This window comes from Salsipaludibacter albus, from assembly GCF_019798055.1.
GTDB lineage: Bacteria > Actinomycetota > Nitriliruptoria > Nitriliruptorales > Nitriliruptoraceae > Salsipaludibacter > Salsipaludibacter albus.
The window spans coordinates 1-18246 of record NZ_JAHOPH010000009.1; the positions used below are offsets into that span (position 1 = coordinate 1).

Consider the following 18246-nt stretch of genomic DNA (forward strand, 5'->3'; position numbering starts at 1 on the left):
TCCGCGAGGTGGAGGCGGCGCGTGCGCGCGCCGACACCCAGGCCCGCGCCGCTCGCCAGGCCCGGACCCTGGCGGACGAGCTGGCGTCCCAGGCCTCCCGGGCCACCGACCACGCCACGAAGGCACGCGAGACCGCGGAGCGGGCTGACGAGGAGGCCGACGCGGCATCCCGGCGCGCGACCGAGGCCGAGCAGGCCGCCGTCACCGCTCGCGAGGACCTCGACGACCTCGCCTGACCGACCAGGCGTTCCGGCCAGCCCCACCCGGGTCGGTGGGCCGCCCCATCGCGCGCGGACGTCCGATCTGCAAGGATGGGACGACGATGGGACGGGGACGGGGACGCGCCGATGATCGGCCGGCGGCCGGTCTGTCGCCCGTGCCCACCACGCGAGCCGGCGGCTGGCCGCCGGACGTCGTCCTCGGCCTGGGCTGGCTCGCCACGGTCGTGGAGTGCGGGCTGGTCGTCGCCACGGGGGCTTGGGGCGAGGTCTTCTGGATCGCGTCGACCACGACGGGCCTGGCCGCGGCGACCGTGGTCCGGCTTCGTCGACCCGAGTTGGCGTTGTCTTCGTGGTTCGGCGTGCTGGCAGGCGGGACGGCCCTCATCCAACTGTTCGACGTCGCCCTGTCGGCGCTGGACGCCCTCGGTGCCGCCGACGCAGCCATCGCCACGTGCGACCTGCTCGGTGGGCTGTCGTGGGCCCTGACCGCCGTCGCGGCGATGCACCTGTTCGTGCTGTTCCCGGACGGACGTCCGACCAACCGGTTGGAGCGCTGGGTGCCACGGGCGTCGTGGGCGCTGTTCGCGGTCCCCATGCTGCTGGCGATGTCCACGCCGGTCGTGTCCGTGCCGTGGTACGTCGACATCCCGCCCGCCGACAACCCCTACCACGTGCTCCCGGTCGCGCTGGACCCGGTGGCGGCGGGCGACCTCGGCGCGTGGCTCGACTCGTTCTCGTTCGTCGCGTGGATCCTGCTCGGGCTCCGGTACCGGCGGCTCGACGACGCCCGGCGACGCCAGGCGCGGTGGCTCCTCGTCCCCGTCCTGGTCAGCCTGCTCGCCGTGGCGCTCAACCTCGTCGTCCGCGACGGCGCGCCCCTCCTCGTGAGCCTCGTCACGATCGGCCTGCCCGCGATGAGCGGCATCGCGGTCGCGATCGCCCTGTTGCGGCCGGAGGGGATCGACGTCGACCGGGTCCTGCGGCGTTCCCTGGTGTACGGCCTGCTCTGGGTCGCGATCGCGGGGGCCTACTCGGCTGCGGCCGCCGCGGTGGGCTTCGCTGCGGGTCGACGGCTGTCGATCGGCTGGGCGATCCTGCTGACGGTGGTGGCGACACTGCTGTTCCAACCGGCGCGGGCCCGGCTGGAGGTGGTGGCCGACCGGTGGGTGTTCGGATCGCGGGGTGACCCGACGCAGGTCATCGCCCGGCTGGGCGCGACGTTGGCCGAGACCTACGACCTGCAGACCCTGCTCCCACGCATGGCCGCCACCCTGGAGGACGGGCTCGGCCTCACGTGGGCGCGGGTGCACCTGGACGGTCCTGCCGCGCCGGCCAGCTCGCACGATGCACCCCCGCCGACGCCTCCCGTGCTGGCCGTGCCGATCGAGCTGGAGGGGGAGCACCTCGGGACCGTCGAGTGTGGTCCGCGGCGCGACGGCGACCTGACCGACGACGATCGGCTGGTCGTCGAGACGCTCGCCCGCCAGGCGGCGCTGGCGGTCCGCAACGTGCGCCTCACCGCCGAGCTGGCCCGCCAGGCCGACCGGCTCGCCGCGTCCCGGACCCGGCTGGTCCGCGCGCAGGAGGTGGAGCGCCGACGGATCGAGCGCAACATCCACGACGGCGTCCAGCAGGAGCTGGTCGCCCTGATCAGCCAGGCCGGCCAGGTCGGCCGTGACCTCGACCACGACCCGGCCGCGGCCGCGACCGACCTCGCGGACCTCCAGGTCGGCCTGCGCCGGGTCCTCAAGGACCTGCGCGAGCTCGCCGCAGGCATCCACCCGAGCCTGCTCAGTGACCGCGGGCTGTTGGCGGCGGTGGAGTCCCTGGCCGCACGCAATCCGGTCCCGGTCACGCTCCGGGCCGACCCACGGCTGCGCTCGCTGCGTGCCTCCGAGGAGGTCGAGGGGGCTGGCTACTTCACCGTGGCCGAGGCCCTGGCCAACAGCCTCAAGCACGCCGAGGCGTCCTGTGTCGACGTGACCCTGTCACGAGCCGGCGACTCGCTGCACATCACGGTCCACGACGACGGGCGGGGATTCGGGGTCGGAGCCGGACCGGACAGGGACGGTCGGTTCGGCGGCAACGGACTGTCCAACCTCGCCGAGCGGGTGACCGCGCTCGGCGGAGAGTTCCAGGTCGTCGGCGGCCCCGACCGGGGGACCACGGTGACCGCCGTGCTCCCCGTGGGGAGGTCGTGACCGTGGACGGGCCGTTGCGGATCGTCGTGGCCGAGGACCACTACCTCGTCCGCGAGGGCACGCGTCGCGCGCTCGACCAGGCCGAGGGCATCGAGGTGGTGGCCGCCGTGGGCACGGCCGTCGAGCTGGAACACGTCGTCGAGCGTGAGCTGCCCGACGTGGTCGTCACCGACATCCGCATGCCCCCCGACCACCACACCGAGGGCATCGAGGCCGCCCACCGGATCCGGGCCGCCCACCCCGACGTGGGCGTGGTGGTGCTGTCGCAGTACGCCGAGGCCGCCTACGCGATGGAACTGCTGCGCGACGGCACCGCGGGTCGTGCCTACCTGCTCAAGGAGCAGGTCGGTGACCCGGCGCAGCTGGTCGCGGCCGTGCGGACCGTCGCCCGGGGCGGGTCGTGGATCGATCCGGATGTCGTCGGGGCGATGGTGTCGCAGACGGCACGGCGCGTGTCGTCCCCGCTGCGGGACCTGACCGACCGGGAGCGCCAGGTCCTCGAGCAGATGGCGCAGGGCCGGACCAATGCGGCCATCGCGGACCGGCTCGGCCTGTCGGAGTCCTCGGTCGAGAAGTACTCGACGTCGTTGTTCCTCAAGCTGGGCCTGTCCGACGAACCCCACGTGCACCGGCGGGTCGCGGCCGTCCTGACGTTCATGCACGACCAGGGACGGGCGCGTCCCCTGGCGGGGGACGACGCCGCCGAGCGGTGACGGGCGGTCCGTGCCTGGCGTACGGACCACGGTGCGGCACGACGCTGCCCCTGCCCGCCGTGGCGGACAGGGGCAGCTGCCGAGACCTGCGTCAGCCGCGCAGGGCGGTCATGTTGCCGGCGCTGATCGCCGAGTGGCGCAGCGACCGGCCGGGGTCTGACCCACCGCCGGGTGCGTTGTCCTGCTCGTAGTTGGGGTTGTGGGACCCCTTCGCGCCCATGTTCTTGAAGAAGTTCTGGAACCCGATGTCACCGGTCCCGAACGGCACGATGCCGTAGCCGTTGCCGACCCCCGGTTCCTGGCCGGTCTCCGCGCCGTCCTTGGCGTGGAACAGCGGGTAGCGATGCGTCTGCGTCGCGACCTGGGCCAGCGGGTCGAAGATGTCCTCGACGCGGTTGCCGTTCTCGTCGTAGCGCCAGCGGTGCTGGTGCTGCGCGACGTGGGCCCAGTAGATGTCCAGCTCGGCCAGGCACAGGTCCGGGTCGGTGATGTCGAGGTAGTGCTGCATGAGCCGCTTCCCGGACTCCGCGCGCACCATGGTCGGTGCGATGGGCTCCCCGGTGGTGCGGTGCTCGGTCACCTCGACCATCGGGCCGTCCTGCAGGAAGTTGTAGGCCGGCGAGTGGTTGTGCGGGTACAGGTGGATGCCCCACTGCAGCGAAAGCTCGTTGAGGGCCTGCCACTTCTCGCCCGCGAGGTCCCATGCCTCGACGTTGCGGTTGTTGGCACTGGTCGGGTCGTTGCCCGTGCCCATGAACGGCGTGCCGAGGATCGCCGCGAACTCGAGCTCGGTCTGGTAGCGGTTGTAGTCGTTCTCCGACATCGCTCCGTTCGCGCTGCCGGGCCCGGGCCAGGTGTTGGGGATGAACCCGTGGTTGCCGATGGCCTCGAGGTCGAACTCGTCGAGGAAGCCGCGGAGCACGTGGGCGTAGGCGAGGTAGGCGGCCCGTGACTCGGGGGTCGTCACCCCTCCCGGTGCCGGATTGGGAGCGGCCCCGCCGGGGTTGGCGGCATTCTGGCCGTAGCCGGCGAACTCGATCTGCTTGTAGCCGAGGTTGGCGAGGTACTCCAACAGCTCGTGCCAGCCACCCGGGAGCGGGACCAGGTCGCCGAGGTCGTCGGGGTCGTTGGGGAAGTCGGGACCGCCCAGGTAGCCCATGGTGGGCGACACGCCCAGGCTGGCGGCCGCGGCGATGCCGATGCGACCGGGCACGTCGCGCTGGGTGTAGGTGATCGTGCCCATCTTTCCGGGCACGACCAGGCGGCCGTTGCCACCGTTCTTCGGGGCCGCGAAGGCCGTGACGTTGCCGAACGGCAGGCAGGTCGCGGCGGCGGCACCGGCGGCCATGCCGAGGAACCGCCTGCGGCTGAGGTTGGTGGTGCGTGCGTCCATGGACGCCTCCTGTCAGTGGGAGGGGTGGGCCCGTGGTCCTGGGACCGGTGGGATCCACCGCGCCGGGGGCCGGTCGGGAGACCGGCTCCGGAGCGCCGTGACGGGGGTGACCGGAGACACGCCGACGGACGACGCGACCTCCAACGACGGCATGGCACGCCCAACGTTCCTGGGTACGAGGATGCGCGCGCCGGCAAGGACGCCGGACGGGCGCAGAACGGGGACGGTCAGGCCGTGCATGGTCGGTCCTCCGACACGGCGCGGCGTGGGCTCGACGTGTGTCGGTTCCACGGGCGGGGAGGGTTCGAACGTCCCTGGCTGCACCCATCGGTCGTGCGACGATCCCCGCTCGTGCGAACTACACCACGTTCGTCCTGCGATGTCAACACCTTTTTTCGAGCATCGACGGAACCCCCGTCAACAGGGGGTTGCGTCGGGTCGATGGCGACCTGGACGATCGTCAGGCGGCATCGACCGGGGTGACCGCCCAGTCGCCGTCGGCGCGCACCAGGATCGCCCCGGCGCCCGTCGACAGGGGGGCGAGCGTCGTGCCGGTCAGCCCCAGGACGGCAGCCTCGTTGGTCGGGCTGTGACCGATGACCAGGGCCCGTCCGCCCTCCGGGAGGCGGTCCGCCACCCGCCCCAGCGCAGCGCCGAGGGTGACCACCTCGGCGTCGACGAACGCGGGATCGGCCGTGCGGAGCGCGTCGAGCTCCCCCGAGCCGGCGCGTCGGTAGGCGGCCCGCCACCGTTCCTCGTCGGCCGAGCGCAGTCCGGGCTCGACGAGCACACCGTCCGCGACCGACGACCCTGCCGCCGCGAGCACGTTGGCCGCGGTCTGGGTGGCACGCTGGGCCCCGGTGGAGACCACCAGGGTCCAGTCCTCGCCGACGTGCGAGCGGCCCAGGGCGAGGGCCGCGGCGACGCCGTCGTCCGTCAGTGCGTCGCCGTCGTTGTCGGTGTGGCGACGGAGCTCGATCGTGATGGCCATCATCGGTCCTGGTTCGTCCTGCTCAGCCCGGCAGCTCGAACTGGTCCACGAGGACGAGGTTGCCGTCCGGGTCGCGCACCATGAAGTGCCCCGCGCTGCCGTGGCCACCGGCCAGCGGCTCCTCCGGCGCGTCCATGCCGGGGGCGCCGTACTCGGGCTGGATGCCGGCCTCGACCACGGCGTCGTGGATGTCGCGCACGTCGTCGCCGTCGGGTCGGGGCTGCATGTCCTGGCCCATGCGGGGATTGAACGTCAGCACGTTGTCGTCGAACATGCCCGCGAACAGGCCCAGCATCGCCTCGCCGTTGCGCAGGATCTGCCAGCCCTGGTCGGCGTCGCCACCGACCACGACGAACCCGAGGGTCTCGTAGAAGGCACGGGATGCCTCCAGGTCCGTCACCGCCAGCGAGATCGAGAAGGCGCCGAGTTCCATGCGTGTGCTCCGTGTCGAGGACGCCGACCACCCTAGACAGCCCGTCCCCGGCAGCGACGGCCCGACGGCCCCCGTCTCCCGGCCGGTCAGTCCGTCGCGCTCGCCAGGAGCACCTCGGCCAGCGCGTCGAAGACGACCTCGGGGAGGTCCACGGCCCGCAACTGCAGCACCGCGTCGGCCGGGGTCGCGCTGGACCGGATCCGCGTCAGCGCCCGGTTCTTGCGTGGACGGTCCATCATGGCGCGGTCCAGCAGGTCGAAGCACCGACGCTGCGGATCGTGGGTGGTGGGCACGAGCCGCCCGGTCAGCACGACCTCGACCGTGGCGCCACGGGGCACCCGTCCGAGCCGCAGGCGGACCGCCCCCGTGACCGGGTCCCGTGGCGCGGTGACCTCGACCGCGCTCGTGTCGTCGCCGACCGTGGCGCGGGCGTCCTCCACCGTGCAGCCACCTGCGAGCACCACCGACACGTCGCGTTCCTCGGGCAGCAGCTCGACGGCACCGATGGGTGCCGCGATGCGGAGGGTCGCCGCCGCCTGGTCCCACGTCAGCTCGGTCTCGACGGCCAGGTCGTCGTCGCGGTCCTCGACCAGCGTGAAGCTGGCGTCGGCTCCGGGGACCACCACCAGTTCCAGGGCCTCGGGGATCGCCACGTCGTTGGCCACGTGATCGGACGGGACGACCGGGAGGATCGTGCCGAAGCCGGCCAGGACGGGGACCTGCTCGAGCGGACGGTGCAGCAGCAGCCGGCGGTCGCCGTCGTAGACCACCCCGGTGAACAGGTCGACCCAGCGCCCGGGTGGCAGCCACGCCGCCGCGCGCCCGAGCCCGGCGACCGGGTGGCCCGGCCGGGTGATCGGCGCGACCAGCAGCTCCGAGCCGAACCGGTACTGGTTGGGGACCTGGTAGGCCTCGTCCTCCCACGGGTGGTCGTGGTACATCGGCGTCACCAGCGACCGGCCCGTGCGGTGGGTGCGGTGGTTCATCGTGGCCAGGTAGGGCACCAGCCGGTGGCGCAGGCGCAGGAAGTCCTCCATGACCACCCGGGCCGCGATGCCGTGGTCCCACGGGGCCCGGCGGTTGAACTCGTCGGCACCCGCGTGCAGCCGCATGATCGGCGAGAACACGCCGAGCTGGACCCAGCGGGTCGCCAGCTCGTCGTCGCGCACCCCGCCGAAGTGGCCCCCGATGTCGTGGCTCCACCAGCCGTAGCCGACGTTGGCGGCCGTGGCGGTGAACTCGGGTTGGAAGTCCAGCGACTCCCAGCTCACGACCGTGTCGCCCGAGAAGCCGACCGGGTAGCGGTGGCTGCCCAGCCCGGCCCAGCGCGAGAAGGTCAGTTCGCGGCCCCCGTCGCGACCCGAGTCCAGCCAGTGGTGGTGGTTGAGCACCCACAGTGGGTCCAGCCCCGGCATGGACGAGGCCTCGCCCTGCTGCCAGTCCAGCCACCAGAAGTCGACGCCGTCGGCCTCCAGCCCGTGGTGGACCTCCTCGAAGTAGGCGGCCAGGAACTCCGGGTCGGTGGGGTCGAAGGCGACCGGGAGCTCGGACGACGGGTCGATCCCCACCCGGTTGGCCATCGCCTCGTAGACGTCCTCGTGGGCGCGGACGCCGTCGGCGGGGTGGACGTTGAGGCCGACGTGCAGGCCACGCTCGTGCAGTTCGGCCAGGAAGGCCGGCGGGTCGGGGAACAGGGCGCGGTTCCACGTGTAGCCGGTCCAGCCACTGCCGAGGTGCGCCGGGACGTCGTCGACCAGGTGCCAGTCCATGTCCAGGATGCCGACACTGAAGGGCAGGCCGTCGGCGGCGAAGCGATCGAGCAGGGCGAGGTAGGACTGCTCGGAGTACGGGTGGTAGCGACTCCACCAGTTGCCCAGCACCCAGCGGGGGACCAACGGCTGCGGGCCGGACACGGCGTGGAACGCGTCGAGTGCGGCCCCGTAGTCACGGCCGAACACGAACACGTACAGGTCCGTGGTGTCGGGTCGGCGCGATCGCAGGTGCCCGTCGTCGTCCAGCAGGAGCGTGTGCGAGTCGTCGACCACCGCGAGGCCGTCGCGCGACAGGAGGCCGGCGTCCAGGGGGGTGCGGCCGTCGACCTCGTCGAGGGTGCGCACGGTGCCGCCGAGGTTGGTCAGGTCCGCGCCGGGACGCCACGTGCTGTGGTAGTTGCTCACGCCGCCGCGGGCTCGCACCGACACCCCGCCCGACCAGAACGCCTGGCGGTCCCAGGTGAGGTGGAAGCGGTCGGTGATGACCTCGAGCCGGTCCGGACCGTCCACGACGCGGTGCTCGACCGGTGCCATGTCGCGGTGGAGCACGAGTTGGGAGGCACGGTCCTCGAAGGTGCCGGAGGGGTCCCACTCCAGGCGGACCAGGCCGTCGGCCAGCACCGTGATCCGCCCGTGCTCGGTGGTCACGACGTTGGCCGGGTCCGCGACCGGGCGGGTGGGGATGCGGCGGTGGTCGGTCATCAGGTCCTCGTCGCCAGGGCGTGCAGGTCGTCGCCGGCCAGGCGCCACGTCGTCCACTCCGACAGCGGTGCCGCACCGATCCGGTCGTAGAAGTCGATCGCCGGCTGGTTCCAGTCCAGCACGGCCCACTCCAGCCGCCCCCATCCACGGGCGACCACCTCGTCCGCCAACGCCGTGAGCAGGGCCAGCCCGACCCCGCTGCCACGGGCGTCCGGCTCGACGAACAGGTCCTCGAGGTGGATGCCGGGAGTCCCGGTCCAGGTCGAGTAGGTGGGGAACCACAGCGCCATCCCGACGTCACGGTTGCCGTCCTCGCCCGGGACGGACGCGACCAGGCAGTGGAACGGTGGGTGGTCCGCGGCGAGCTGGGCCCGCAGGGACGCCTCGGTCGCCTCCACGGCGTCGGGTTCGCGCTCGTAGACGGCCAGCGCGTGGATGAACGCCAGGATCGTCGCGGCGTCGTCGGGGCCGGCGGTGCGGATCGTCGTCATGGTCGCGAAGTGTAGGTCCGTCGTCGACGGCGGCGGCCGAGGGCCAGTTCTAGCCTCGCGGCAGGACGCAGGTGGTCGACGTGGAGCAGACGATGCAGGGGCGTGCGCGGGCGCCGGCCGCCACCGCAGCGGTGCCACTGGTCGCCCTGCTGGTCGACCGGACGCTGGGCGAGCCACCCGTGCTGCACCCGGTGGTCGGGATGGGCCGGCTGCTCGCTCGAGCGGCGCGGTCGCGGGACCGGGCGACGTCGCCCCTCGCGGCGACGGCGGCAGGGGCGGGCGCCCTGGTCGGGTGCCTGCTGGTCGTGACGGTGGCAGCGCGGGTGGTGGATCGGGCCGTGGGTCGCCTGCCCATCGGCCTCGCCCTGCCCGTGGAGGGGGCGCTGCTGTCGACGCTCCTCGCCGACGCCATGCTCCGGTCCGAGGGTCGTCGGGTCGAAGCAGCACTGGGGGACGGTCCGGCGGCCGGCCGGTCCGCCGTGACGTCCCTGGTCAGTCGTGACCCCGCGCACCTGGACGTCGACGCCCTGCGTGCGGCGACCATCGAGTCGCTGGCCGAGAACACCGGTGACTCGGTCGTCGGCCCGCTGCTGGCCTGGGCCGTGGCGGGCCTGCCCGGCGCGACGGCCTACCGGCTGGTCAACACGGCCGACGCGTCGTGGGGGTACCGCGGTCCTCCGTGGGAGTGGTGGGGCAAGGCCGCCGCGCGACTCGACGACCTGTGCAACCTCGTGCCGGCCCGCCTGGCCGCCGTGCTGCTGGCACCTCCGACGATGCTGGACGGTGACGGGCGTCGGCAGGTGCGACAGCAGGCGCGGCTGACCCCGTCCCCCAACGCCGGATGGCCCATGGCGGCCGTCGCCGTCGACCGGGACCTGCGACTGGGCAAGCCGGGGATGTACGACCTCAACCCCGGCGGACGGGCCCCCGGCGGTGACGACGTCGCCCGGGTGGCGGACGCGGTCGCGCGCGCAGCGGAGGTCGCGGCCGTGCTGGCCGTGGTCCTGCGGGTGGGCATCCGCCAGCTGCGGAGGTGGACGTGACCGGGGTGGTGCACGGAGGTGCGGACGGCGGGCCGCCCGTCCGATGGGACTTCTCGACCAACGCGAACGCCCTGGGTCCCAGCCCGGTCGCTCGGCGTGCCGTTGCGGCCGCGGACGTGCGTGGCTACCCGGACCCGGCCTACACGGCCGTCCGCACGGCCATCGCCTCGCAGCGTGGCCGGGACCCGTCGCGCATCGTGGTCGGTGCGGGTGCGTCCGAGTTGATCCATCGCGTCGTGGCGCGGGTCGCCCTCCCCGGTCCGCGTCGACGTGTCCTGGTGCGGGCGTCGACCTTCGGCGAGTACCGCCACGCGGCCGAGGTCGCCGGGGTCGACGTCGTCGTCGCGGACTCGGCAGGCGCGTTCCGCGACGCGCTCGGACAGGCCGACGTGGCCTTCCTGTGCGTACCCAACAATCCTGACGGCGAGGTCCCCGGGGCCGACTGGCTGGCCGAGACCGCCCGCCTCGCGCGACAGGTCGAGTGCCGTCTCGTGCTGGACCTGGCCTACTGGCCGCTGGCCCGCGACGCGCCGCGACTGCCCGACGACGCCTGGCACCTGTGGGCGCCGAACAAGTCCCACGGGACCACCGGGGTGCGGGCCGGCTGGCTCGAGCTCGACGAGGACGTGCCCACGCTCCACGCCGCGCCGTCGTGGATCGTGTCCGCGGTCGGCGTGGCCTTCCTGCACGCGGTGGTGTCGCCGGAGGCCCGGGACTGGGTGGCGTGGACACGAGAGGTCCTGTGGCGCTGGCGGGACGACCTCCGCGACGGCCTGGACGATCGCGGGATCACCACCGTGTCCACGTCGGCCAACTGGCTGCTGGCGGAGGTGGGAGACGCGGGGACCGTCACGCCGGCCCTGCGCACCCGGGGCATCCGCGTGCGCGACGCGAGCTCGTTCGGTCGCCCGGCACACGTGCGCCTGTCCGCCCAGCCACCGCCGGCCGTCGAGGACCTGCTGGCCGCGCTGGACGCCGTCAGTTGACCCCGTCGGCGCGCACGGCGTCGCAGGCGGCGAGGATCGCCTCGGGCGTGGCGGGTGCGGCCAGCGGCGGGTCGACCGCACCGTCGGCGAGGCTCGCGATCGCGTCCTTGATCGCACACCACACGCTGATGGCCAGCATCAGGGGTGGCTCGCCCACTGCCTTCGACCGGTAGACCACGTCGGCGAGGTTGACCGAGTCCGGCACCAGCCGGACCTCGAAGTGCTCGGGCGGGTCCCCGATCGCCGGGATCTTGTACGTCGACGGCCCGGTGACGGTGGGGCGGCCGTCGTCGGCCCAGTGCAGTTGCTCGGTGGTCAGCCACCCGACGCCCTGGACGAACCCGCCCTCGACCTGGCCCAGGTCGATGGCGGGGTTGATGGAGCGGCCGACGTCGTGCAGCAGGTCGGCGGCGACCACCTTCATCTCGCCGGTGAGCGTGTCCACCACGACCTCGCTGACCGCGGCGCCGTAGGCGTAGTAGAAGAAGGGGTGGCCCGAGCCGGTCTCGCGGTCGTAGTGGATGTCGGGCGTGGCGTAGTGCCCGGTCGACGACAGCGGGACCCGCGCCATGTAGGCCTCGTGGGCGACGGTGGCGAAGGGCAGGGTCCGCTCGCCGACGGTGACCTGGTCGTCGGCGAACACCACGTCGTCCGGATCGACGTCGTCGCGATCGGCGAGCCAGGTCGTGATGGCCCCGCGGATCTCTCGCGCCGCGAACTGGGCAGCCATGCCGTTGAGGTCGGTGCCCGCAGAGGCAGCGGTGGGGGAGGTGTTGGGCACCTTGTCGGTCCGCGCCGACGACACCCGCACCCGCGCCACGTCCACGCCCAGCTCGCTGGCGACCACCTGGGCGACCTTGACGAACAGGCCCTGGCCCATCTCGGTGCCGCCGTGGTTGAGGTGGATCGAGCCGTCCTTGTAGACGTGCACCAGCGCGCCGGCCTGGTTGAGGTGGCGCACCGTGAAGGCGATCCCGAACTTGACTGGCGTGAGCGCGATGCCACGACGCAGCACCGTCGACTGAGCGTTGGATGCGGCGATCTCGTCCCGTCGCGCGTCGTAGTCCGCGGAGGTCGCCACCTCCTCGACCAGGCCAGCGATGATGTTGTCGGTGACCTGCTGGCCGTAGTGGGTCGTGTCGCGACCGTCGCCGCGGTCCACGGGTGCGTAGAAGTTGCGCCGTCGCACCTCCAGGGGGTCGAGGCCACGGTGGCGGGCGATCGCCTCGATGACGGACTCGCCGACCAGCATCCCCTGCGGTCCGCCGAAGCCCCGGAAGGCCGTGTTCGACACGGTGTTGGTGGCGACGGTGTGGCCGCTGACCCGCGCGGCCGGCAGGAAGTAGCAGTTGTCGACGTGGAACATCGCACGGTCGACCACGCCCTCCGACAGGTCCACGGAGTGCCCGGCGTTGCCGACCAGGTCGGTGACCAGCGCGGTGATGCGGCCGTCGTCGTCGAAGCCGACCTCCCACCGGCCGAGGAAGTCGTGGCGCTTGCCGGTGGTGACCATGTCGTCGTGGCGTCGCAGGCGCATCCGCGCGGGTCGTCCCGTGGCGTCGGCCACCAGTGCGGCCAGGCACGCCGCCTGGGCGGACTGGGTCTCCTTGCCCCCGAAGCCGCCCCCCATGCGACGGACCTCGACCGTGATGGACTTCATGTCGCGGTCGAGGATCCGCGCGACCAGGTGCTGCATCTCCGTCGGGTTCTGGGTCGAGGAGGACAGCCACAGGTCCCCGTCCTCGCCCGGGACGGCCCGGGCGACCTGGCCCTCGAGGTAGAAGTGCTCCTGGCCACCCATGACCAGCTCCCCGGACAGCCGGTGCGCCGCCGACGACAGGGCAGCGTCGGGGTCACCGCGTTCCTGCCGGTGGGGCGGCCGGAGGTGGTCGCCCCGTTCGAAGGCCGTCGCGAGGTCGAGGCTGGGGTCCTCGGCCGTGGCGTCGACCTCGACCAGGCGAGCCGCACGACGCGCCGTGTCGAGGTCCTCGGCAGCCACGACCGCGACCACCTGGCCGAAGAAACTGACGCGCTCGTCGGCCATGAGGGGGTCGGCGTCGAAGACCGGTGCCGTGTCGTTTCGTCCCGGGACGTCCGCCGCGGTCCACACCCCGACGACGCCCTCGACCGCCCGGGCAGTCGTCGTGTCGATCGCCTGGATCGTGCCGCGGGCGATGTCGGCGAGGACGGGTGCGAGATGGAGCTCGCCGTCCAGCGCACGTTCGTCGTCGGTGTAGATCGCGGCGCCCGTGACGTGCTTGTGGGCCGAGTCGTGGGGCAGGCTGTCGCCGGCCCCGACCGTGCGCACCCCCGGCGCGGTGGCATCGTGGCGAGAGCCGGTGCCCCCGGAGCGTGGTGTCGCTCGGTCGTCGGCGGGTGTCGGTTCGGCCTTGTCGTGCACGGTCGGTCCCCCGGTCGGTGGGGTCTGTCCACCCTAGTGGCGGACGATCGTCTCCTCCGCTGGGAGCACGTCGGCCGGTCAGCCCTGGGCGTCCCAGTCGGGCAGCACCAGCGATCCGTCGGGTGCCAGGGTGAAGCCGGGGTTGTGGGCGACCTCCCAGACGTGGCCATCGGGATCGGCCAGGCAGGCCGCGTACCCGCCGTAGAAGGTCTCGGCCGGCTCGCGGGTGATCACGGCACCCGCGGCGCGGGCCTGGTCGATGATCGTGTCCACCTCCGCACGTGTGTGGACGTTGTGGGCCAGCACGATCCCGCCGAAGGCCGCACCGTCGTCGTCCACGCCCGCGTCGTCGGCGAGCGCGCCGCGGTCCCACAGCACCAGGGCAATGGGGCCCGCCTGGAAGAAGACCGTCTCCTGGACCTCGGTGCCGCGCCAGCCCAGGGCGGTGTAGAACTGGTGGGACCGGTCCAGGTCGGTCACGCCCAGGGTCACGAGGCTGAGGCGCTGGTCCACGGCGGTTCCGCTCGGTCGGGTGCCGACAGCATGCCGAACCGACCGTCAGGCCGTGCGACCGCCGTGTTCGTCGGGGAGACGAGCAGGCGACGTCCGTCGACGCCGATCACGCTGACCCCGCGCGACCTCGGTCTCGAGTGCGTCGAGGGGCTGGGCGAGCCCGGCCAGCGGGTCGGTGAGTTCGGCCAGCCAGGACCGGGCCGTGGCGATGCCGTCGTCGTCCACGGCGTAGAGGCGTCGTCGTCCGTCCGCTCGCACGGTGACCAGACCGGCGTCGCGGAGCGTGGCGAGGTGCTGGGACACCGCGGGCTGGGAGATCGACCGGGCCGGGTGCAGTGCGGCCACGACGTCGCCGACCGCGCACTCGCCACCCGCCAGCACGCGCAGGATGTGCCGGCGGGTGGCGTTGCCCAGGGCGTCGAAGATCGCGGTCACTCAGCCCTCGACACCATCGGGTCCGGACGGCTCCGGGTCGGCGTCGTCCGGCTGGGGCTCGGGTGGGGTCGTGTAGAAGGCGATGGTGCCCGCGGCAGCGGCCTCGGCCGTCTCGGGGTCGTCGCCGTCGCGGGCGGCTGCCTCGCCCCAGTCGCGCGCGGCGATCTCGACGAAGGCCCGTCCGTCGTCGGTCATCGTGAACGTCGCGCCCTCCGACGGGTCGACCGCCTCGCCGGTCTGGAGGTGCAGGCCGAGCCCGAGCAGGGCCAGGTCCCAGCCGATGCCGACCGCGCCCGGTCCGAACTGGTCCCACATGTCGGGATCGACGGGTGACTCGTGCCGCAGCTCCAGGGTCGTCCCGTCGTCGGCGGGCTCGAGACGCACCGTCAGCCAGGACACCATCGGCCCGTACTCCCACGTGACCGTGAACGCCTCCGGCTCGGCGCATGCCTCGACCACGCCACCGGCGTTGCCCTCCAGTTGGTAGCGGCCACCGACCTCGAGGTCGCCGCTGACCGGCAGGAACCAGCGCGGGATGCGCTCGGGATCGGTCAGTGCGTCCCACAGGTCGGGGCGGTCGGTGGCGTAGTCGCGCCGGGCGACCACGATGCGGGTGGTCTCGCCGTCGCGCGAGCCCGTCCGGACCTCGCGGGTCGTGAGTCGTGCAGCGTGGGTGGGGTCGTCGATCATGGGTCGTCCTCGGGAGATTATATAAGTGTGTGCTTATATCAAGCGAACCACACGACGCTCGGCTGTGCAAGTGCCACGGCTGCGGAACGACCAGTGGCGGGGCGGTCGCCTCAGCGGTTGACCGGGAAGCCGTGCCCGCGCAGTTCGTCGTGGGCACGCAACGTCGCCCGTCGTCGCGATCCTCAGTCGATCGGAAGGTCGACGGGGAGTCCGTGTCGGGCGAGGCGGCCGGGTGAGAGGCGGAAGGCGGTCATTCGGGAGATCCGGTCGTCCCGGGTGCCGAGGGTGATCAGGGCGTTCGCGGCCATGCGGCCCTGGTCGTCGGGGAGGTAGAGACCCACGGAGGGCTGTTGGTTCGCGCTCGACGCCAGGAGGCGCATCCGATCGAGACGGCCGTCGGGCGCGATGGACACCAGGGAGGCGACCACGGCAGCGGGCCCGTCGAAGCGCAGTGGGTCGGGCGGCATCGTGATCACGATGTCGCGTGTCATGAGGCTGGTGAGTGCGTCGATGTCCGCTCGCTGCCAGGCGTCCATCAACTGGTCTCGCAGCGCGGCCTCGTCGTCGGTGCTCGAGCGGGTCTCCGTCGCGTGGCCCACGGTGGCTCGCGCACGTTGCAGGGCGGAGTTGACTGCTGCTCGGGTGGTCTCGAGCGCATCGGCGATGTCCGGCACCGAGAAGCCCAGCACGTCCTTGAGCAGCAGTGCAGCCCGCTGCCGCGGTGGGAGCGCCTGGATCGCGACGACGAACGCCGTGGCGATGTGCTCCCGTCGTTCGACCACGTCGGCGGGGTCGTCGGGGTACGGCTGGAGCCACATGGGCTCGAGCCCGTCCTCCTGGCCCTCCCATGCGACCGGGAGCTCCTGGCGGGCTCGGCCGCCGAGCGCGTCGATGCTGCGGTTGGTGGCGATGCGGTAAAGCCAGGCCCGGAACGACGACCGCCCCGCGTAGGTGCCGAGGCCGCGCCACGCGCGGAACAACGTCTCCTGGAGGATGTCATCGGCGTCGTCCACCGAACCCGTCATGCGGTAGCAGTGGCGGTGGAGCTCGTTCCGGTAGGGCGTGACGGCCCGCATGAACGCGTCGTGGTCGCCGGCGAGGGCGTCGCGCAGGTCGCCGGCCTCGCCGTCGTCGGTCTGGGTGCGGGTCATCGTCGCTCCTGGTCGGCGTCCACCCCATGTGACCGGCTGGGCGGCGCGAGATCATCGGTTGTAGCGAAGTCCGCGCAGCCACCGATGATTTCGTGCGGCCAACGGAGTCACAGTGGGTGAACCCGTCACTCGATCCCGAGGAGTGCCCCCATGGGCAACATCCCGATCCTGCTGATCCAGGTGAGCATGGCCACGCTCGCCTACGCCTTGCTCTACGCCTGGTACGTCCGGCCGCGGCTGGCGCGGCTGCCGCTGCTGCTCGCCGTGCAGCCCCTGCTGTTCGTCCAGATGTTCCGGTTCACCGGCCTCACGCTGATCGCCGAGGGGCAGGTCGACCCGTCCCTGCCGACCGACCTCCTCGCACAGGCGTCCTCCGGCGACCTCGCCTCGGCCCTGCTGGCGCTCGTCGCCCTGCTGCTCGCCCGGGCCGGTTCGTCGGCGACCGTCCCGCTGCTCTGGGTCCTGACCGCCGTCGGACTGCTGGACTTCGCCAACGTGGGCAGGATCGCGCTGGAGACGAACCTGCTCGAGTTCGACCTCGGCGCGATGTGGCTGGCACTCAGCTGGTACGTCCCCGCGGTCCTGATCGCCCACGTCGCGATCATCGACCAACTGCTCGCCTCGAGGGCGTCCCGTCCCATCATCGCCTCGGAGTGACCGACGCGCTCACGCATCGGCGTGCCGGCCCGTTTCATCCAACCCGGGCGATGCCGATGGTCGCGATCATGGAGACGATGGCCACGATGGCCTGGGCGTGCGGATGCGTTGTCGACGGTCAACGTCATCGGAGGAGCCATGATCGCGCAGGAGGTGGACGAGTGACCCCGGGGGGCTCCCTGTCAACCACTGTCGAGTGCCGCTGGTGGGCACCAGGCCCGATCCCCGAGGAGTTCGTGACCTGGTTCGCCACGCTGGGTGAGGTCGACGTCGAGGCGACACGCGTCGACCGCTACCTGCTGGACGAGGGCCACCCTGACCGGAACGCGAAGGTCCGCAACGGGACCACGTGTGAGGTCAAGGTCCGAACACGCTGCGAGCCGATGCTCGTTGCCGGCGGGTCCGGCTGGGTCGAGCGGTGGAACAAGCGGTCCGTGCCCTGGCCGTCTGCACTGGGCGACGGGGCGACGCTCGTCGAGGTCGTCAAGCACCGGCGCCTGGTCACGATCGATGGCTGCCAGGTCGAGTTGACCGAGGCCGCCATCGCCGATGAGACGTGGCACAGCCTGGCCCTGGAGGGTGACGACAACCCCCCCGGGAGCACCGCCCTCGAGCCCGTGGTGGCGCGGTTGGCGAAGGCCGGCCTCGGTCGCTTCATGCACCTCACGGCGGATCGATCGCACGGGTACGCCCAGCACCTGCTGACCATGTTCGACGCCGGCGAGTCACGGACGGTCACTTCCGCCAGCACCCAGTTTCGGCCGTCCCGCCCGATCCATTCACCCACTTCGGATGATTCCGACGACGTTGGATGACCGTACGGTTCGCCGCATGGTGGCACCAGGCCACCGGTGGACTGTCGCCGAGCACGGGGAGCAGTGGGATGAGCGAGCACCAGGTCAGTGGTTGGGCCGTCGGGTGGACGATGTTCGCCGCGATGATGATGGGGATCGCGGGCGTGTTCCAGGTCATCGCGGGCATCGCCGCGATCGCCCAGGACGAGATCTACGCCGTCACGCCCGAATGGGTCCTGAGCCTCGACGTCACGACCTGGGGGTGGATCCACCTGGTCGTGGGCGTCGTGCTGCTGCTGTCGGCCTTCGGGGTGATGGGCGGGAACCTCGCGGCCCGCACGGTCGGGGTCGTGGTTGCTGCACTGAGCGCGATCGCCAACTTCGCCTTCATCCCCTACTACCCGATCTGGGCGTTGGTGGTCATCGCCATCGACGTCGCCGTCATCTGGGCCCTGACTGCCCACGGACGCGACCTCGCCGACACTTCCCACGCCTAGGGTGAGACGGTGGGGCGGCCGGTGTGGTCGTGTCGCCCTGGTTCGTGCAGGACGAGCCATGCGTCGCTGGGGCGGGTGAGGTGACGGGGCACCGTTGCGTTGGACACCGCGAGGTGGGCCTCGATCTGCCGCACATCGTCTCGGTACGGAACTGACGGAGGC

The 18246-nt window shown here is 72.3% G+C and carries 17 protein-coding genes and 1 pseudogene; 8 read left to right on the forward strand and 10 right to left on the reverse strand.

Features of this window, described 5'->3' with window-relative positions; genetic code table 11:
• The 3 genes and pseudogenes from KR546_RS07195 to KR546_RS07205 all read left to right on the forward strand — a co-directional run.
• Positions 1 to 236: pseudogene (locus tag KR546_RS07195) on the forward strand (hypothetical protein); the annotation flags it as partial.
• Positions 237 to 376: 140 nt separating this feature from the next.
• Positions 377 to 2422, forward strand: a complete 2046-nt coding sequence (locus KR546_RS19625; protein ID WP_238444027.1) for a sensor histidine kinase — start codon at positions 377 to 379, stop codon at positions 2420 to 2422.
• Complete coding sequence (locus tag KR546_RS07205; RefSeq protein WP_238444028.1) at positions 2419 to 3135, forward strand: response regulator transcription factor; 717 nt, start codon at positions 2419 to 2421, stop codon at positions 3133 to 3135. Before KR546_RS19625 ends, KR546_RS07205 begins: the two co-directional genes overlap by 4 nt.
• A gap of 91 nt (positions 3136 to 3226) precedes the next feature.
• Here the strand turns inward: KR546_RS07205 and KR546_RS07210 are convergent, their stop codons facing one another.
• The 5 genes from KR546_RS07210 to KR546_RS07230 form a co-directional block, all read right to left on the reverse strand.
• A complete protein-coding gene (locus KR546_RS07210; RefSeq protein ID WP_238444029.1) occupies positions 3227 to 4528 on the reverse strand; it encodes a sugar phosphate isomerase/epimerase family protein in 1302 nt (433 codons plus the stop codon).
• A gap of 460 nt (positions 4529 to 4988) precedes the next feature.
• Complete coding sequence (locus tag KR546_RS07215) at positions 4989 to 5519, reverse strand: histidine phosphatase family protein (protein ID WP_238444030.1); 531 nt, start codon at positions 5517 to 5519, stop codon at positions 4989 to 4991.
• 22 nt (positions 5520 to 5541) lie between these two features.
• Positions 5542 to 5952 carry a VOC family protein gene (locus KR546_RS07220; RefSeq protein ID WP_238444031.1) on the reverse strand — a complete coding sequence of 137 codons (411 nt, stop codon included), beginning with the start codon at positions 5950 to 5952 and terminating at the stop codon, positions 5542 to 5544.
• An 86-nt stretch (positions 5953 to 6038) separates the two neighbouring features.
• Complete coding sequence (locus KR546_RS07225; RefSeq protein WP_238444032.1) at positions 6039 to 8426, reverse strand: glycoside hydrolase family 31 protein; 2388 nt, start codon at positions 8424 to 8426, stop codon at positions 6039 to 6041.
• On the reverse strand, positions 8426 to 8917 hold the full coding sequence (locus KR546_RS07230; RefSeq protein ID WP_238444033.1) for a GNAT family N-acetyltransferase: 492 nt from the start codon (positions 8915 to 8917) through the stop codon (positions 8426 to 8428). The genes KR546_RS07225 and KR546_RS07230 overlap by 1 nt, the downstream gene beginning before the upstream one ends.
• 80 nt (positions 8918 to 8997) lie before the next feature.
• Here KR546_RS07230 and cbiB point away from each other — a divergent pair, with 80 nt between their 5' ends.
• Positions 8998 to 9960: an adenosylcobinamide-phosphate synthase CbiB gene (cbiB, locus tag KR546_RS07235; RefSeq protein ID WP_238444034.1), complete on the forward strand. Its 963-nt coding sequence runs from the start codon at positions 8998 to 9000 to the stop codon at positions 9958 to 9960.
• Positions 9957 to 10946, forward strand: a complete 990-nt coding sequence (locus KR546_RS07240; RefSeq protein WP_238444035.1) for an aminotransferase class I/II-fold pyridoxal phosphate-dependent enzyme — start codon at positions 9957 to 9959, stop codon at positions 10944 to 10946. Before cbiB ends, KR546_RS07240 begins: the two co-directional genes overlap by 4 nt.
• On the opposite strand, the gene xdhB is transcribed toward KR546_RS07240, so the two are convergent.
• The 5 genes from xdhB to KR546_RS07265 all read right to left on the reverse strand — a co-directional run bounded on the left by xdhB (position 10939) and on the right by KR546_RS07265 (position 16136).
• Positions 10939 to 13347, reverse strand: coding sequence for a xanthine dehydrogenase molybdopterin binding subunit (gene xdhB / locus KR546_RS07245; protein ID WP_238444036.1), 2409 nt, complete (start codon positions 13345 to 13347; stop codon positions 10939 to 10941). The genes KR546_RS07240 and xdhB overlap by 8 nt on opposite strands.
• 78 nt (positions 13348 to 13425) lie before the next feature.
• Complete coding sequence (locus tag KR546_RS07250) at positions 13426 to 13860, reverse strand: VOC family protein (RefSeq protein WP_238444037.1); 435 nt, start codon at positions 13858 to 13860, stop codon at positions 13426 to 13428.
• A 45-nt stretch (positions 13861 to 13905) separates the two neighbouring features.
• Positions 13906 to 14295 (reverse strand): ArsR/SmtB family transcription factor, encoded by a 390-nt coding sequence (locus tag KR546_RS07255; RefSeq protein ID WP_238444038.1) that lies wholly within the window; start codon positions 14293 to 14295, stop codon positions 13906 to 13908.
• Positions 14296 to 14985, reverse strand: coding sequence for an SRPBCC domain-containing protein (locus KR546_RS07260; RefSeq protein ID WP_238444039.1), 690 nt, complete (start codon positions 14983 to 14985; stop codon positions 14296 to 14298).
• 182 nt (positions 14986 to 15167) lie between these two features.
• Entirely contained in the window at positions 15168 to 16136 is a 969-nt protein-coding gene (locus KR546_RS07265; RefSeq protein WP_238444040.1) for an RNA polymerase subunit sigma-70, read from the reverse strand.
• A 150-nt stretch (positions 16137 to 16286) separates the two neighbouring features.
• On the opposite strand from KR546_RS07265, the gene KR546_RS07270 reads away from it, so the two are divergent.
• From KR546_RS07270 to KR546_RS07280, 3 genes are all read left to right on the forward strand, one after another.
• Complete coding sequence (locus KR546_RS07270) at positions 16287 to 16793, forward strand: hypothetical protein (RefSeq protein ID WP_238444041.1); 507 nt, start codon at positions 16287 to 16289, stop codon at positions 16791 to 16793.
• A 236-nt stretch (positions 16794 to 17029) separates the two neighbouring features.
• Positions 17030 to 17608, forward strand: coding sequence for a hypothetical protein (locus KR546_RS07275; protein WP_238444042.1), 579 nt, complete (start codon positions 17030 to 17032; stop codon positions 17606 to 17608).
• 68 nt (positions 17609 to 17676) lie between these two features.
• Positions 17677 to 18084, forward strand: coding sequence for a DUF7144 family membrane protein (locus tag KR546_RS07280; protein WP_238444043.1), 408 nt, complete (start codon positions 17677 to 17679; stop codon positions 18082 to 18084).
• The last annotated feature ends 162 nt before the right edge of the window (positions 18085 to 18246 follow it).

Excerpts from the sequence above, each read along its gene's own strand:
- KR546_RS07260 (WP_238444039.1), bottom strand. The coding sequence starts at position 14,985 with ATGATCGACGACCCCACCCACGCTGCACGACTCACGACCCGCGAGGTC.
- KR546_RS07280 (WP_238444043.1), top strand. The coding sequence starts at position 17,677 with ATGAGCGAGCACCAGGTCAGTGGTTGGGCCGTCGGGTGGACGATGTTC.
- KR546_RS07215 (WP_238444030.1), bottom strand. The coding sequence starts at position 5,519 with ATGGCCATCACGATCGAGCTCCGTCGCCACACCGACAACGACGGCGAC.
- KR546_RS07225 (WP_238444032.1), bottom strand. The coding sequence starts at position 8,426 with ATGACCGACCACCGCCGCATCCCCACCCGCCCGGTCGCGGACCCGGCC.
- KR546_RS07265 (WP_238444040.1), bottom strand. The coding sequence starts at position 16,136 with ATGACCCGCACCCAGACCGACGACGGCGAGGCCGGCGACCTGCGCGAC.
- KR546_RS07270 (WP_238444041.1), top strand. The coding sequence starts at position 16,287 with ATGGGCAACATCCCGATCCTGCTGATCCAGGTGAGCATGGCCACGCTC.
- KR546_RS07230 (WP_238444033.1), bottom strand. The coding sequence starts at position 8,917 with ATGACGACGATCCGCACCGCCGGCCCCGACGACGCCGCGACGATCCTG.
- KR546_RS07220 (WP_238444031.1), bottom strand. The coding sequence starts at position 5,952 with ATGGAACTCGGCGCCTTCTCGATCTCGCTGGCGGTGACGGACCTGGAG.
- KR546_RS07210 (WP_238444029.1), bottom strand. The coding sequence starts at position 4,528 with ATGGACGCACGCACCACCAACCTCAGCCGCAGGCGGTTCCTCGGCATG.